Origin of the sequence: Frondihabitans sp. 762G35 (genome assembly GCF_002074055.1) — a bacterium.
In the GTDB taxonomy this organism is placed as follows: domain Bacteria; phylum Actinomycetota; class Actinomycetes; order Actinomycetales; family Microbacteriaceae; genus Frondihabitans.
Map to the genome: position 1 here is coordinate 2994952 of NZ_CP014619.1, position 13726 is coordinate 3008677.

16 protein-coding genes are annotated in these 13726 nt (G+C 70.8%); 4 read left to right on the top strand and 12 right to left on the bottom strand.

Annotated features, from left to right (window positions below):
- Window positions 1–12: 12 nt before the first annotated feature.
- Both AS850_RS14135 and AS850_RS14140 read right to left on the bottom strand, forming a co-directional pair.
- Complete coding sequence (locus AS850_RS14135; protein WP_123955532.1) at window positions 13–855, bottom strand: hypothetical protein; 843 nt, start codon at window positions 853–855, stop codon at window positions 13–15.
- A gap of 26 nt (window positions 856–881) precedes the next feature.
- Window positions 882–2255 carry an oligosaccharide flippase family protein gene (locus tag AS850_RS14140; protein ID WP_164088464.1) on the bottom strand — a complete coding sequence of 458 codons (1374 nt, stop codon included), beginning with the start codon at window positions 2253–2255 and terminating at the stop codon, window positions 882–884.
- A 136-nt stretch (window positions 2256–2391) separates the two neighbouring features.
- Between AS850_RS14140 and AS850_RS14145 the strand changes: the two genes are divergently transcribed.
- The 3 genes from AS850_RS14145 to AS850_RS14155 all read left to right on the top strand — a co-directional run bounded on the left by AS850_RS14145 (window position 2392) and on the right by AS850_RS14155 (window position 5438).
- Window positions 2392–3690 carry a GNAT family N-acetyltransferase gene (locus AS850_RS14145; protein WP_119869699.1) on the top strand — a complete coding sequence of 433 codons (1299 nt, stop codon included), beginning with the start codon at window positions 2392–2394 and terminating at the stop codon, window positions 3688–3690.
- Window positions 3691–3799: 109 nt separating this feature from the next.
- Entirely contained in the window at window positions 3800–4597 is a 798-nt protein-coding gene (locus tag AS850_RS14150; RefSeq protein WP_119869700.1) for an isocitrate lyase/PEP mutase family protein, read from the top strand.
- 76 nt (window positions 4598–4673) lie between these two features.
- Window positions 4674–5438 (top strand): VOC family protein, encoded by a 765-nt coding sequence (locus AS850_RS14155; protein WP_119869701.1) that lies wholly within the window; start codon window positions 4674–4676, stop codon window positions 5436–5438.
- Window positions 5439–5463: 25 nt separating this feature from the next.
- Here AS850_RS14155 and AS850_RS14160 read toward each other — a convergent pair whose 3' ends face one another.
- From AS850_RS14160 to AS850_RS14205, 10 genes are all read right to left on the bottom strand, one after another.
- Window positions 5464–6579 (bottom strand): YihY/virulence factor BrkB family protein, encoded by a 1116-nt coding sequence (locus tag AS850_RS14160; RefSeq protein ID WP_216819770.1) that lies wholly within the window; start codon window positions 6577–6579, stop codon window positions 5464–5466.
- A 13-nt stretch (window positions 6580–6592) separates the two neighbouring features.
- A complete protein-coding gene (locus tag AS850_RS14165; protein ID WP_119869702.1) occupies window positions 6593–6838 on the bottom strand; it encodes a DUF3618 domain-containing protein in 246 nt (81 codons plus the stop codon).
- Window positions 6819–7253 carry a phage holin family protein gene (locus tag AS850_RS14170; RefSeq protein WP_119869703.1) on the bottom strand — a complete coding sequence of 145 codons (435 nt, stop codon included), beginning with the start codon at window positions 7251–7253 and terminating at the stop codon, window positions 6819–6821. The genes AS850_RS14165 and AS850_RS14170 overlap by 20 nt, the downstream gene beginning before the upstream one ends.
- A 19-nt stretch (window positions 7254–7272) precedes the next feature.
- Complete coding sequence (locus AS850_RS14175) at window positions 7273–7554, bottom strand: hypothetical protein (protein ID WP_119869704.1); 282 nt, start codon at window positions 7552–7554, stop codon at window positions 7273–7275.
- A 119-nt stretch (window positions 7555–7673) separates the two neighbouring features.
- A complete protein-coding gene (locus AS850_RS14180; RefSeq protein ID WP_236940738.1) occupies window positions 7674–8687 on the bottom strand; it encodes a prenyltransferase in 1014 nt (337 codons plus the stop codon).
- Window positions 8687–9013, bottom strand: a complete 327-nt coding sequence (locus AS850_RS14190) for a lycopene cyclase domain-containing protein (protein ID WP_119869705.1) — start codon at window positions 9011–9013, stop codon at window positions 8687–8689. The genes AS850_RS14180 and AS850_RS14190 overlap by 1 nt, the downstream gene beginning before the upstream one ends.
- On the bottom strand, window positions 9010–9351 hold the full coding sequence (locus AS850_RS14195; RefSeq protein ID WP_119869706.1) for a lycopene cyclase domain-containing protein: 342 nt from the start codon (window positions 9349–9351) through the stop codon (window positions 9010–9012). Before AS850_RS14195 ends, AS850_RS14190 begins: the two co-directional genes overlap by 4 nt.
- Before the next feature lie 10 nt (window positions 9352–9361).
- The gene (gene crtI, locus AS850_RS16570; protein ID WP_164088465.1) at window positions 9362–10969 is read right to left on the bottom strand and encodes a phytoene desaturase family protein; all 1608 of its coding nucleotides are present in this window, start codon (window positions 10967–10969) and stop codon (window positions 9362–9364) included.
- Entirely contained in the window at window positions 10966–11859 is an 894-nt protein-coding gene (locus AS850_RS16575; RefSeq protein ID WP_164088466.1) for a phytoene/squalene synthase family protein, read from the bottom strand. The genes crtI and AS850_RS16575 overlap by 4 nt, the downstream gene beginning before the upstream one ends.
- Complete coding sequence (locus AS850_RS14205) at window positions 11856–13085, bottom strand: polyprenyl synthetase family protein (RefSeq protein ID WP_236940739.1); 1230 nt, start codon at window positions 13083–13085, stop codon at window positions 11856–11858. The genes AS850_RS16575 and AS850_RS14205 overlap by 4 nt, the downstream gene beginning before the upstream one ends.
- A 19-nt stretch (window positions 13086–13104) precedes the next feature.
- Here AS850_RS14205 and idi point away from each other — a divergent pair, with 19 nt between their 5' ends.
- Entirely contained in the window at window positions 13105–13674 is a 570-nt protein-coding gene (idi, locus tag AS850_RS14210) for an isopentenyl-diphosphate Delta-isomerase (protein ID WP_119869707.1), read from the top strand.
- Window positions 13675–13726 lie beyond the last annotated feature (52 nt).

Consider the following 13726-nt stretch of genomic DNA (forward strand, 5'->3'; position numbering starts at 1 on the left):
GCACCGCGGCGTTCACAGGCAGTCGTAGTCGTCGCGAAGAACCGCCTGACGCTCCGCCTCGGTGAAGAGGACGTCGCGCAGGCGATCGTTGCGGCCCCTGACGACGTTGGACTCCATGAGCGACTCGCCGAGGTCGACTCCCCGCATCGGGACGATGGCCCGGATCGGCAGACCCTCCACAGGGACGACGGGGCGACGATGACGCAGGGCCACGAGGTTGAACCAGATGTCGGCGGACCTGGGGGCCGTCTCGACGAAGGAGTTGCCCGCATCGCGGAGTTCGTCGAGCGCACCGGGAGGATAGAGCACCCCCTTCACCCCGACGGCGAAGTTCCGCGGACTGGGTGCGGGGTCGTGAGCGCGTCCCCAGGAGGCGTAGGGAGCGATGACGCCGTCGGCGACGGCAGCGCGATCGACACGGTGCGCGAGGATCGCCTCAGGCTGCTGAATCGAGGCGTTCGCTAGAAAAGCCAGCCATTGCCGCGGATACAGAACGTCGTCGTCGGCCGAGACGAGGGTGTCGCAGTGTTCCTCGCGCGTCAGGGCGAAGGGGAAGTACTTCTTGTGGGGCCCGTAGTCCGGGCAGGCGAGGATCTCGAGGCCACGCCCGAGGAGGCGCTGAAGCGAGCGCGGAGGGGCCTCGACGAGGCCCGGATCATCGAGCCAGAGCAGGATGCGGGACGGACGCTTCCGCCCGCGCCCGATCGACTCGATGGCGAGGTGGACCACCCTGACGCGCTGACCGTAGCTCGTGAGGCTGACGACCGGGCCGTCCGGCTCGACGAGCGATCGTCGGCCGAAGGACGAGAGAAGTCCGTAGAGGGCCATCAGCACGCGGGCTCGGACGAACGTCACCGTTCGCATGGTCAACGAGCGGCTCGTCATTCGGCCACCTCCCGCGAAGCGGATACGCCCCGACCGCTCATCCGACGAGCGGCATCCGCGAGCGGCTGCAGGTCACCAGGGCGGAGCGCCAGGAAGGAGAGCGGGGAGACGCCGTGGAGGCGGGAGAAGGTGAGGATGGTGATGGACCCGGCCACGGCGTTGGCGACGAGCGTCGCGACGGCCGCACCGAGAGCACCCGCACTCGGGGCCAGCATCGCGACGAGAGCGATGTTGACCAGGCATGCCACTGCCAGGGCTCCGCTCCGCAGGCCAGGGCGTCCACGAGCGCTGAGGGCGATCCCGGCGAGCGAATTGCCGACCACCGTGGCGAGCAGGAGGACCAGACAGACGGGCAGGGCGGATTCGAATTCGGGCCCGAAGAGACGTGGCAGCGCGAACGGTGCCGCACCGGCGACGACGAGGGCTGCCACGCCCGTCAGACTCGTCGTCAGCCGTGATGCCCGTAGGAGGCGGGCGTCGTCGCTTCGAGCCGAGTCGGCGGAGAAGACGACGTCGCGCACCGCGTTCGTGATGATCAGCGGGACCTCCGCCATGCTCGCGGCAACGACGTAGAGACCCAGCTGCTCGACGCCGGAGAGCGGGGTGAGGAGGGTCTGGTCCAGCCGGAGGAGGATCATGCCGGCGATGGAGCCGATCCAGACACGCATGCCGTACGACCCCAGAGCGAGCAGACCGGGCGGAGCGTCGGTGGGCTCCAAGCGGATGACGCCGCCCTTCCGCGCGAGCGAGAGATAGGCGATCCCGCCCGCCACAGGGGCCGCCGCGAGCACCAGGACCGCCGACGTGACGTCGAGACGACCCGTCGACCAGAGGACGGTGAGCGCCCCCAGCCGGACGAAGGCCGTGATCGCCTGAGCTGCGGAGATGCAGCGCCAGGCGTGCCTCCCCGCCGCGACGGCGCGGAGCAGACCGACCATCAGGGTCGGCACGAGGGCGAGGAGCGCGAGCAGGAGGAGTCCGCGGAGCCGTTCCTCTCCATCCGCCAGCACGGCGCTGACGGCGAAGACCCCGAGCGATGTCACGACGCCCGTGAGGAGGAGCAGGACGGAACCACCGCGGACGAGGGAACGTTCGATCGCCGGATGACGAGCGACGAAGTGCGTCACGGCCGCCGGCACTCCGAAGGTCGCGACCGCCGTCGCGAGCAGGAGGGGTGCCGTCGCGGCCGCCACCTGTCCGCGCGCATCGACCCCCAGAGCCTGCGCGAGGATCGGGGCGCTCGCCAGGGAGGCGAGGGGTGGCAAGCCGTTGGCCAGGAGCGAGAAGAGGACACTCGAGCGGAGCGGACGCGTGGGTCGGTGCGAGTCGCGCGAGGCGATGGTTCGGGTGAGAACGGCAGGGGAGGACACGAGCTTCTCTTTCGGAAGGCGGCACCCGGATCGTGAGCGCCTCAGTCAATATTAGACATTGATATACACAACCGCAAGTGCTGGTAGGAACGACTGCCCTTTCCGGCGCGTTCGGGCGCACCCCTAGGCTGGGAGCATGAGCTCCTTCGACGAGACGTACGACCTCCGCACCTTCGACCCCGTCCTCGTCGACGGGGCGCCCGACGCCGCGACGGCCGCGTGGATCGGCGCGACGCGGATCGCGTTCCACCAGTCGAGCGGTGAACAGGGCGTCCTGCAGGCCGCCCTCGGGGCCGTCGACGACGGTCGGGTCTTCACGGGCGTCTACGCGAAGCAGCCGCCGGCCTCGTCGCTCGACGCCGACTGGCCCGTCGGCACCTACGCCGGCTTCACCAAGACGATCAACGTCGGCGGCTCGTCGCTCGTGCCGTCGTACCTCATCTCCGACGTCACCGTGCGCCCCACCCACAAGCGCCGCGGCATGCTGCGCCACCTGATGACCGACCGCCTCGCCCACGCGAGCGCCACCGGTCACGCGCTGGCCGCGCTCACCGCCAGCGAGTCGACCATCTACCGACGGTTCGGGTTCGGCCCGTCCGTGAGGCAGCGCTCGATCGTGGTGCGCCGCGACCGGCCGTTCGGTCTCCACGCGCATCCTGCGGGCCGCGTCGAACTGGCCTCGGCCCACGACCTCGCCGCGGTTGCGCGCGAGGTGTTCGCCGCGTTCCACGCGCGCACCCCCGGCTCCGTCGACCGCCACCTGCAGCTCTGGAACGGGCTGCTCGGCCTCGCCACCGACGAGGGCAAGCCCGACGAGAGCGTCCGGGCCGCCGTGCACTACGCCGAAGGGTCCGAGAGGGTCGACGGCTACGTCGTCTATCGCATCATCGACGCCGACCGTGTCACGACCCTGCAGGTCGTCGACCTCGTCGCCGGCGACGCGAACGCGCACCTGGCCCTCTGGGAGTTCCTCGGCCGCGTCGACCTCGTCGACCGGATCACGCACCGCACCTCCGCCGTCGACAACGCCGTGCTCCACGCGCTCGTCGACAGCCGGTCGCTCGAGACCCTGCGCGAGTCCGACCACATCTGGCTGCGCGTCCTCGACCCGGTGGCCGCCCTCGAGGCGCGCCCCTACCCCGTCGACGGCAGCCTGACCCTCCGCCTGCACGACGCGCTCGGCTACGCCGACGGCGTCTTCACGATCGACGCCGCAGGAGGCTCGGGGCGGGTGAGCCGCGCCGCCGAGCCCGCGACCGCGGTCGCCGACCTCGAACTCGACGTCGCGACGCTCGCCTCGCTCTACCTGGGCGGCGTCTCCGTGGGGCTGCTCGCCGAGGCCGGCCTCGTGACGGCCCGCGACGACCGGGCCGTCGCCCGCGCGACGGCGTTCTTCGCGGCCGAGCGGCCGGTGTACTGCATCACCGACTTCTAGATCACCGACTCCGAGACGGTCGGCGGCGTGCGCTCGGTCGGCGCGGGACGACGCTCCCGGGCGGAGCGGCCCCTGGCGTCACGCGCCGCAGCCTGGTTGGCTTGAGGCCATGTCGACCCAGTCCACGGCCGAGAAGGCCGAACTCCTCCGCTCCCTGCACATCCCCGGCGACCCGCTGATCGTCACGAACGTGTGGGACAGCATCACCGCCCGCATCGTCGCCGGCGTCCCCGGCGTCAAGGCCCTCGCCACCGCCAGCCACTCGATCAGCGAGGCCCACGGCGTCGAGGACGGCGAGGGTCTCGACGTCGACGAGGCGCTCGCCGCGGCGCAGCTCGTGATCCGCTCCGTCGATCTCCCCGTCTCCGTCGACTTCGAGAAGGCCTACGCGAAGGACGCCGCCGGCACCCTCGACAACGTCTGGCGCCTCATCGAGGCAGGAGCCGCGGGGCTCAACATCGAGGACAGCCTCGGCCAGGCCAAGGCCCCCCTCTACGAGATCGACACCCAGGTGTCGAAGATCGCCGCCGCGCGCGCCGCGGGCGACCGCGCCGGCGTGCCCATCGTCATCAACGCGCGCGTGGACGGCCTCGCCGCGGACCCCTCGACCTTCGACGACAGCGTCACCCGGGCCAACGCCTACCTCGACGCCGGCGCCGACGTCGCGTTCGTCCTCGGTCTCTCGACGGAGGACCTCGTCAAGCGCGCCCTCGACGAGATCCACGGCAAGGTCTCCGTCATCTCGGGCCCGTCGTCCGTGCCACTGGCGCGCCTGGCCGAGCTCGGGGTGTCGCGGGTCAGCTTCGGTCCGGGCATCCTGGGGCTCACGCTCTCGCACCTCCGCGACGCCGCCGAGCAGCTCACCGCCCGCGGCGACTACCCCGCGGAGCTCGGCTTCTCGTTCTGAGCCGGGAGACACTTCTGCCGGGAGGCGGATCGGCGTAGCCTCGGCCGCAACGATCCGCCGTCCCGAGGAGTGCACCATGCCCACCGTTCCCGTCTTCCCCACCGGTGCACCGATCTGGATCGATCTGTCTTCGAGCGATCCCGACGCGTCGAGGGCCTTCTACGAGGCGCTCTTCGGCTGGTCGTCGGTCGACACCGGCCCCGATTTCGGCGACTACGTGAACTTCTCCCTGGGCGACGCCCAGGTCGCGGGGATGGCGCAGAACCCCGAGCCCGAGAAGTCGCCCGACGCCTGGGTCACCTACCTCCAGGCGAGCGACGCGGAGACGACGGCCTCGGCGGTGACGGGTGCGGGCGGCATGGTGGTCGGCGGTCCGCACGTCGTCGGCCCGCTGGGGACCATGCTCGTCGCTGTCGACGCCGATCGCGCCGTCGTCGGCGCCTGGCAGCCGGAGCAGCACCGCGGCTTCGGAGTGCTCGACACCGTCGGAGCGCCGTCGTGGTTCGAGCTCCACACCACGAACTTCCACGACGAGGTGCAGTTCTATCAGCAGGCCTTCGGCTGGCAGACCGCGAGCATGGGCGACACGGACGAGTTCCGCTACGAGCAGCTGATGGTCGACGAGAAGCCCTACGCGGGCGTCATGGACGCGACCGCCTACTGGCCTGCGGGCGATCCTGCGGCCTGGAGGGTCTACTTCCGCGTGGCCGACGTGGACGCGGCCGTCTCGCGAGTCGTCGAGCTCGGCGGTCGCGTGCTCGACCCGGCCGTCGACACGCCCTACGGGCGCCTGGCCGAGCTGGCCGACGTCACCGGGGCGATCTTCAAGCTCATCGCCTGAGCAGCCGGTCCGGCCGCGGGCCCGCTCAGACGAAGTAGGTCGGGTCGTCGCTCGGGTTCTTCGGGCGAGCGGCCTCGGCGGCCTCCTCGCGTCGACGGTCCTCCACGGCCTTCTCGCGGACGGTGACGGCCTGCTGCACGTCCTCCGCGTGCTTGGCGGCCTTCTTGTCGATCTGGCGCGTGTCGCGCGGGGGCAGCAGGATGCTCTCCTCCGCCTCGAGTCCCGCCTGCAGCTCGCGCCCGCGCTCGGTCTCCGCGTCGAACTCGGCTCCGAAGAGCAGGGCGATGTTCGTGATCCAGAGCCAGAGCAGGAAGACGATGACACCGCCCAGGGCGCCGTAGGTCTTGTTGTAGCTCGAGAAGTTCGCGACGTAGAAGGCGAAGCCCACGGACGCCAGGAGCCAGACGCCGATCGCCAGGAGCGCGCCTCGGCTCAGCCAGCGGAACTTCGGCTGCTGGACGTTCGGCGCGAAGTAGTAGAGGACCGCGACGACGACCACGATGATGACCGCGAGGACCGGCCACTTGGCGATGTCCCACACGAGGACCACGGTCGGACCGAGCCCGATGAACGAGCCGATCGTCTGGGCCACCCCACCGCTCAGCACGAGGATCAGCGCCGCGACAACGACGAGGATCACGGTGATGACGGTGACCAGGAGGTTGACGGGACGGAGCTTCCAGACCGGACGCCCCTCCTCCTGCGCGTAGATCCGGTTGAGGGCGCGGCCGAAGGCGCCGACGTAGCCGGAGGCCGACCACAGCGCTCCGACGACGCCCACGACGAACGCCACGCCCGCGGCGTTCGACTTCGTGAGCTCCTCGATGGGGCCGCTGATCGTCTTGAGCATGTCGGCCGAGACGAATCGCCCGAGCAGGTCGAGGACGGTCGTCGTCGTCGAGCCGGCCTGGCCGAAGAGCCCGAGGAGCGACACCACCGCGAGCAGGCCGGGGAACAGCGCCTGCACCGCGTAGTAGGTCAGGGCCGCGGCGAGGTCGGTGCACTGGTCGCTCGAGAACTCCCGCAGGGTCTTCTTGAACGTGTAGATCCAGGTCCGCTTGGTGAGGTCGGACGGACTCTCCGGCTTCCGCGGGTCGTCCGGATCGACGTCGGTCTCCGAGCGGGTCTTCACGAGAGCCATGGGTTTCTCCGGGTCACTCCTTGGAGCGCGACACGATCTTCGAGATCGCCCCGCGGGCCCTTCGGAACTGGGTCTTGGGGTTGAGCTTGTCTTCGATGGCGTCGAGGGTGGCCGCGAACTCGTCGCGCGTCGCCGCCACATCGGCCTGCAGAGCGGCCAGGTCGGACTTCGAGCGCTTGGAGCCCTTCTCCGGGCCTCCTGCGGTCTCGTCGGTGCCGTTCGGGTCGGTGCTCTTCGGCTCAGTGCTCTTCGGACTCACGGCGGCCCTCCCCTTTCAAAGCGCGGACGTCGCTCTTGACGCTCTCGACGGTCTCGGTCGGAACCGGCGGCACGCCCTTCTTGAGGGCCCGCACGCCGACCAGGGCGAGGATCGCGGTGACGACCAGGAGCCCCGCGCCGACGAGCAGCGCGGCGAGCCAGGCCGGGAACACCGTCGCCGTCCCCAGGACCGCGGCCGCCACGAGCACCTCGAGCAGCAGGAAGCCGAAGAGGGCCGCGGCCACGAGGAGGCCGATGCCGACGCCCGCCGCCTTGAGCTTGGCCACGAGCTCGCCCTTGGCCAGGGCGATCTCGCCCCTGATGAGACGGGAGATGAGGTCGGGAAGGGAGGAGAGGAGGCCGCCGAGGGAGCGTCTGCTCCCGGCGGCCCGCTCGTCCGTCGTCGCGTCGGTCATGCGCTGAGCCTAAGGGGTGTCAGAGTTTCGGGGTCTCGGGGTCGGACTTGGACGTCGCGGACCGGACCTTCTCGGTGGCTGCGTGAGCGGCGTCCTGCGCCGTCTCCTGGATCTTGCGGCCCACGATGGGAGCCTTCTCGGCCACGAAGTCCTCGGCCTTGGTGACGCCGCGCTGGACGTTGGGGTCGTGCCACACCTTGTCGGCGCGCAGCTTGATCTTCTCGTACGACTGGCGACCCGCACGGGCGCCCACCACGTATCCGGCCGCTAGTCCGGCCACGAACAGGATCTTGCCTTTCATGGGGTTCTCCTCAAATCGGGGGATGGTCTTGGTCAACGGTGGCACAGGCCCGGCCCGGGCGACCAGATCGACGGGCTTCACTCGGCAACCGGGGGACGCCCGACGTCGTCGCGGAGCGATCAGCGGGAGAGGACGACCCACCAGATGAGCAGCATCGTCGTGAAGAATCCGCAGACGAAGTTGATGAGCAGGAACCGCCGCCAGCCCCGGTTGGCCGTCGCGGCGTCCGCGTCGGAGACGTTCCAGAACGGCGCGACCGTGGCGAGGTACGGCAGGACGAGGAGCGCCGCCAGCGGCCCCGGCCAGGTCGTCAGGAGGAGCAGCACGCCGGCGAGCGCGTACGCGGCGAACGCGAAGCGCACCGTCGCGCGGGCACCGATGACGGTCGCGATGGACGCGATGCCACCCTCGCGGTCGGCCACCACATCCTGCACGGCCCCGAACGCGTGGCTCGCCATGCCCCAGAGGAAGAAGGCGGCGAGGAGCGCCCACAGCTGCGGCGTGAAGGCGACGCCCGCCAGCACGAGACCGTAGACGGCGGGGCTGGTGAAGTGCGTGCTCGACGTGATCGAGTCGAGGAAGGGGCGCTCCTTGAAGCGGAGCCCCTTAAGCGAGTAGGCGATCACGGCGAAGACGCTGACGGCGAGGACGAGCCAGCTCTGCGGACTCCCGACCAGCACGAGGAAGACCAGGAACGGCACGTTCGCGACGACCACGGCCCGGAGGATGGTGCGGTGGAAGCTGCGGTCGAGCATCGCTCCCTCGACGCCGCCCTTGCGGGGGTTGCGGAGGTCGCTCTCGTAGTCGAAGACGTCGTTGATGCCGTACATCGCGAGGTTGTAGGGGATGAGGAAGAAGAGGATCCCGACGACCGCCACGAGCCAGTCGACCTGGCCGAACTGGAACGCGTCGCGGGTGATCGTGAGCACGGACCACATGGCGCTGTCAGTGGGCGACTGGGGCTGGTAGACCGTGTCCTGCCTCGACATCGTCGAGAAGAGGTCGTTCGTCGAGGGCGTCCCGGCCCGGCCGAGGATGTACGCCGCCGCGAACGGGAACGCCGTGTTGACCCAGCTCAGCGGCCGCGAGACCACGAACAGCGCGCGCAGGTTGTCGGTCGTCGACGTGGTCATCAGCGTCTTCCCCTCCCGGCGCCGAGCAGCACCCACAGCGACGGCAGCAGGACGAGTGCCGCCACCGAATACGAGAAGTCTTCCAGAGGCGCGATGCCGATGAAGACGCCGCTGATCTTCGCGGCGTCGTAGCCGACGAGCCCGATGCCGATCATGACGTTGTCGAAGACGGCCGTCATGACGAGCAGGATGCCCGCGCCGACAATGCAGGCCAGAGCGCGCCTCCTGCCGAGCGTCGCACCCCGGCGCCGGAGCGTCACGAAGGCGGCGATCCCCGCCGCGGCGGCTATCGCGAGGAACACGGCGTTGAGACCCCAGTACGTCACGAGGATCGCTCGTCTCGCCCAACCTGCATTCTCGACAGGAGCAGCGGGACCCCGGCCAGCAGGTTCATCGTGAGGTAGCAGAGCAGGGTGAGGAAGAAGAGCTCCTCGACGGGCAGCTCGGGTGCCACCTGGAGGCCGGTCATGAACGACGTCTCGCCGCGGAAGAAGATGCCGAGGTGGATGCCGAGGACGTCCCAGACGAGGAAGAACACCACGCCGACGGGAAGCACCACGCGGGCCCGCCGGGCATCGCGCCAGAAGAACAGCCGGAAGCGCCGGTCGAGCACGACCATGCCCGTGAGGGCGACGAGGAGGCCGAGCAGGTAGAGGAGTCCCACGGTCGAGGACTCAGGCCGGAGTGCGGCCGGCGCGGACGGGCGCGGGCTCCCGCAGCGGCTCCGTGCTCGTGTCGCCCCGGAGGTTCTTCAGCAGCACCTCGGCGCTGATGAGGCACATCGGCAGGCCGATGCCGGGCCGCACGGACCCGCCCACGTAGAACAGGCCGCGCACCTTCTTCGACACGTTGCCGGCGCGGAACATCGCGCTCTGGGCGAGCGTGTGCGCCGGGCCGAGCATGCTGCCGGACCACGAGTTGTAGTCGTCCACGAAGTCCTGCGGGCCGCGGGTGCGGCGGAGCACGATTCGAGAACTCAGGTCGGGGATGCCCGCCCACTCGCCGATCTGCTCGATCACGGCGTCGCCCAAGGCCTCGATCGTCGCCGAGCCTGAGTTGTCGACGCCGCCGGAACCCAGCTCGGGCTGAGCGGGGAGCGGCACGAGGACGAAGAGGTTCGTGCGGCCCGCCGGCGCGGTCGAGGGGTCGACGGTCGACGGCTTGCAGACGTAGAGCGACGGCGGCTCGGGGATCGACTTGTCGCGGCCGAAGATCCGCCCGAAGTTGTCGCTCCAGTCGCGGGCGAAGAGCAGCGTGTGGTGCTCGAGCTCGGGCAGCTCGCCCTCGACGCCGAGGTACATCAGCATCGCGCTCGGCCCGGGGTTGCGGTCGCGCCAGTAGCCCTCGCCGTACGACTGCAGCTCGGTCGGGAGCAGGGCCGTCTCGGTGTGGTGCAGGTCGGCGGCCGACACGACGAAATCGGTGAAGTCGGAGCGGGTGACCCCTGCGGCGTCGCGCCACTCGACGCCCGTGGCGTGGGCGCGCCCGCCGGAGGTCCGGATGCGGGTGACGGTCGCGTCGGTCACGATCGTGACCCCGGCCGCCTCGGCCAGCGCGGCGATCCGCTGGATCACGGTGGTGAGACCGCCCTGCGGGTACAGCACGCCGTCGTCGAGGTCGAGCGTCGACATGAGGTGGTACATGCTCGGCGCCTGGAACGGCGACGACCCGAGGAACACCGCCGGGTACCCGAGGATCTGCCGGAGCCGCGGGTCGCGCACCGTCTTGCCGACGAAGCCGTCGAGGCTCTCGAGCAGGAGCCGCGCCAGCGTCGGCAGGCGCGTCAGGACGTCGCGGCGCAGCAGCGGCAGGAGCGACGGGAACGACGTGTAGAGGAAGCGCTTCTTGGCGATGTCGTAGGTGTCGCGCGACGAGGCGAGGTACTCCCGGATCCGGCTGCCCGCCCCCGGCTCGATGCGATCGAAGAGCGCGACGTTCTCCTCGAGCCCCTGCGGGATGTCGATCGGCTCGGTCTGCCCCTCGAAGTAGACGCGGTAGCCGGGGTCGAGCGGCACGAGGTCGAGCTGCTCGCTGGCCGTCGTGCCCATCAGGCGGAAGAAGTGGTCGAAGACCTCGGGCATGAGGTACCAGCTCGGGCCGAGGTCGAAGCGGAAGCCCTCGGACTCCCACGACGCCGCGCGCCCGCCGACCTGGGACGACTTCTCGTAGAGCGTGACGTCGTGGCCCTCCTTGGCGAGGAGGGCGGCGGAGGCGAGGCCGGAGATCCCGCCGCCGATGATGGCGACGCGTTTGCCGTGGCGGGCGACGGAGGGTGAGGTCATGAGGCGCCTCCCAGCGCGGTCGTGCGGGCAGGAGTCACGCGGCCGGCGGCCGAGGCGGCCGCGATCCGCAGTTTGACGGGGTTGGGCACGCGGATGCGCGTGTGCATGAGCTCGGCGGCGGGCGTCTCGCCGAGGCGGCGGTTGAGCTCGGCGAAGAGCCCGTGAGCGAGGGCGACGGCGCGGCGGGAGCTGCGCGGAAGGTGCGGGATGACGGCTCCGGACACGCGGAGGTCGTCGTCGATGTCGGCGACGAGCCGATCGCGCTCGGCGTCGGTGAAGGACGTCGGGTCGATTCCGGGGAAGTAGCTGCGGCCGAGCGTCTGGAAGTCGTCGGCGAGGTCGCGCAGGAAGTTGACCTTCTGGAAGGCCGCGCCGAGCGCGCAGGCGCCGGCCTCGAAGCGGGCGAGCGTCGCCGCGTCGTAGGGCTTGCCCTGCAGGAACGCGCGCAGGCACATCAGGCCGACGACCTCGGCGGAGCCGTAGACGTAGCGGTCGAACGACTCCTGGTCGTGGTGGCTGGCGCTCAGGTCGGCGCGCATCGAGGCGAAGAACGGGGCGCTGAGGTCGCTGCCGAAGCCGGTGGCGCGGGCCGTGCGGGCGAACGCGTGGACCACGAGGTTGGCACTGAAGCCCAGCTCGACGGCCTGCTCCGTCTCGCGCTCGAACTCGTCGAGCAGGCGGGCGGCGGTGGCCGGGTCGGCTCCCGCCTCGGCGGCGGGCCCGTCGACGATCTCGTCGGCGACACGGACCAGCGCGTAGATGTTCTCGACGTGCTGGCGGACGTCGGCCCCCAGGAGCCGCGACGCCAGCCCGAACGACGTCGAGTAGCGGTGGATGACGCCGCTCGAGGTCTCCTCTGCCACGCGGTCGTACAGCGCGAGACGCGTCATCGGACGCGCTCGAGCACGGTGTCGACCACGGGCTGGAGGACCCTGCGGAGGTCGGCGGGCATGCCGTCGCGCTCGAGGACGGCGAGCGCGCGGGCGGCGTGCTCCTTCACGAGGATCTCGGCGCGAGCGCGCGAGCCGCAGGAGGTGAGGCGGGCGCGGACGTGCTCCGCCTCCTCCTCGGTGAGATCGGCCTTGCCGACGAACGGCCGGATCGAGAACCAGTCGTCGGTCGTCGCGGCGTGCGCGATCAGGACGGTCCGCTTGCCCTCGCGGAGGTCGCCCGTGGTGGTCTTGCCCGTCGTGCGCTCCTCGCCGAACACTCCGAGGAGGTCGTCGACGATCTGGTAGGCGATGCCCACCTCGCGGCCGAACTCACCGAGGGCCTCGACGATCTCCTCCGGTGCGTCGGCCAGGACGGCTCCCGCCATCAGCGGCGCCTCGAACGAGTAGACCGCCGTCTTGGCGCGCTCCATCTCGAGCACCTCGTCGACGGTCGGCACGTCGGGCGCGAGCGACAGCTCGACGTCGAGCAGCTCGCCGCCGGCGCTGACGAAGATGGCCTCGTCGAGGATCTCCAGGAGCCGCGACCGCGAGGCGTCCGCGCAGGTCACGCCCAGCAGGAGCCGGCTCGCACCCGTGAGGGCGAGGTCGCCCGCGATGACGGCGGCCGACATGCCCCGGTGCTCGGCCGCGGGGGTGGAGATGCCGGCCGTGGTCGCGGTGTCGCGGTAGCTGCCGGAGACGTTCGGGATGCCGCGACGGGAGAAGTCGCGGTCGATCACGTCGTCGTGGACGATCAGGGCGGTGTGCAGGAGTTCGAACGCGGCGCCGACGAGAGCCGACGCCTCCGTGTCGGAACCGCCGAGGGCCTCGTAGGCGGCCACGACCATGCGCGGGCGGAAGCGCTTGCCTCCGACGGAGTTGCGCTCCAGGACGTCCCACAGCTCGACGTAGCGGGCCCCGACGACGCTCGCGCGGGCCTTGGCCTCGCGGAAGAAGGTGTCGAGCACGGCGTCGACGCGCTCGGTGTGGTCTCTGCCCTCACGGGCGCTGCCCTCGCGGGCGCCGCCCTCACGGATGCCGGCCTCGCCGGGACCGGCGTCGTGCGAGCCGGTGAGCTCGGCCTCGGCGGAGACGGAGTCGACGCGGACGGGACTGTCCAGGGAGGCGCGCTCACCTCCGGCGACCCGAGCCCGGGCCTTCTCGAGCAGGTGATCACTGTCCACTCTGGCAGACTACAACGCAATGAACCCCGAACCTGAGGCACTTCTCCAGCCCGAGACACCCGCAGCGACGACTTCGACGGTCGAACTCGTGGTATTGGTCGACGATGCAGGCACCCCCGTCGGAACGACGCCGAAGTCGACCGTCCACACGGCGACGACGCCGCTGCACCTCGCGTTCAGCTGCCACGTCACGAACGCCGAGGGCGACATCCTCGTCACCCGGCGCGCCCTGACGAAGGCCACCTGGCCCGGCGTCTGGACGAACTCGTTCTGCGGCCACCCGGGGCCGGGCGAGACGCCCGCCGAGGCCGTGGCGCGCCGGGCCTTCCAGGAGCTCGGGATGGAGGTCGAGGGCGTGACCCCGATCCTGCCGGATTTCCGCTACCGCGCCGTCGACGCCTCCGGCATCGTCGAGAACGAGATCTGCCCCGTGTTCACCGCGCGGGCCGTGGGCGAGCCGAACCCGTCGGCCGACGAGGTCGCCGAGTGGGCGTGGATCGCCCCCGACGCGCTCCGGGCGTCCGTCGAGGCGACGCCGTTCGCGTGGAGCCCGTGGCTCGGGTGGCAGCTCCAGGCCTGGCCCGCGTAGAACCGCGTCGACCTGGCGCCGGCAGAGGCGTGGCGGCAGGAGCCGCGGTGCG

What these genes read in the sequence shown, in the direction of transcription:
- AS850_RS14145 (WP_119869699.1), top strand. Translation starts at nt 2,392, where the DNA reads ATGAGCTCCTTCGACGAGACGTACGACCTCCGCACCTTCGACCCCGTC.
- AS850_RS14150 (WP_119869700.1), top strand. Translation starts at nt 3,800, where the DNA reads ATGTCGACCCAGTCCACGGCCGAGAAGGCCGAACTCCTCCGCTCCCTG.
- AS850_RS14155 (WP_119869701.1), top strand. Translation starts at nt 4,674, where the DNA reads ATGCCCACCGTTCCCGTCTTCCCCACCGGTGCACCGATCTGGATCGAT.
- AS850_RS14160 (WP_216819770.1), bottom strand. Translation starts at nt 6,579, where the DNA reads ATGGCTCTCGTGAAGACCCGCTCGGAGACCGACGTCGATCCGGACGAC.
- AS850_RS14170 (WP_119869703.1), bottom strand. Translation starts at nt 7,253, where the DNA reads ATGACCGACGCGACGACGGACGAGCGGGCCGCCGGGAGCAGACGCTCC.
- AS850_RS14175 (WP_119869704.1), bottom strand. Translation starts at nt 7,554, where the DNA reads ATGAAAGGCAAGATCCTGTTCGTGGCCGGACTAGCGGCCGGATACGTG.
- AS850_RS14180 (WP_236940738.1), bottom strand. Translation starts at nt 8,687, where the DNA reads ATGACCACGTCGACGACCGACAACCTGCGCGCGCTGTTCGTGGTCTCG.
- crtI (WP_164088465.1), bottom strand. Translation starts at nt 10,969, where the DNA reads ATGACCTCACCCTCCGTCGCCCGCCACGGCAAACGCGTCGCCATCATC.
- AS850_RS16575 (WP_164088466.1), bottom strand. Translation starts at nt 11,859, where the DNA reads ATGACGCGTCTCGCGCTGTACGACCGCGTGGCAGAGGAGACCTCGAGC.
- idi (WP_119869707.1), top strand. Translation starts at nt 13,105, where the DNA reads ATGAACCCCGAACCTGAGGCACTTCTCCAGCCCGAGACACCCGCAGCG.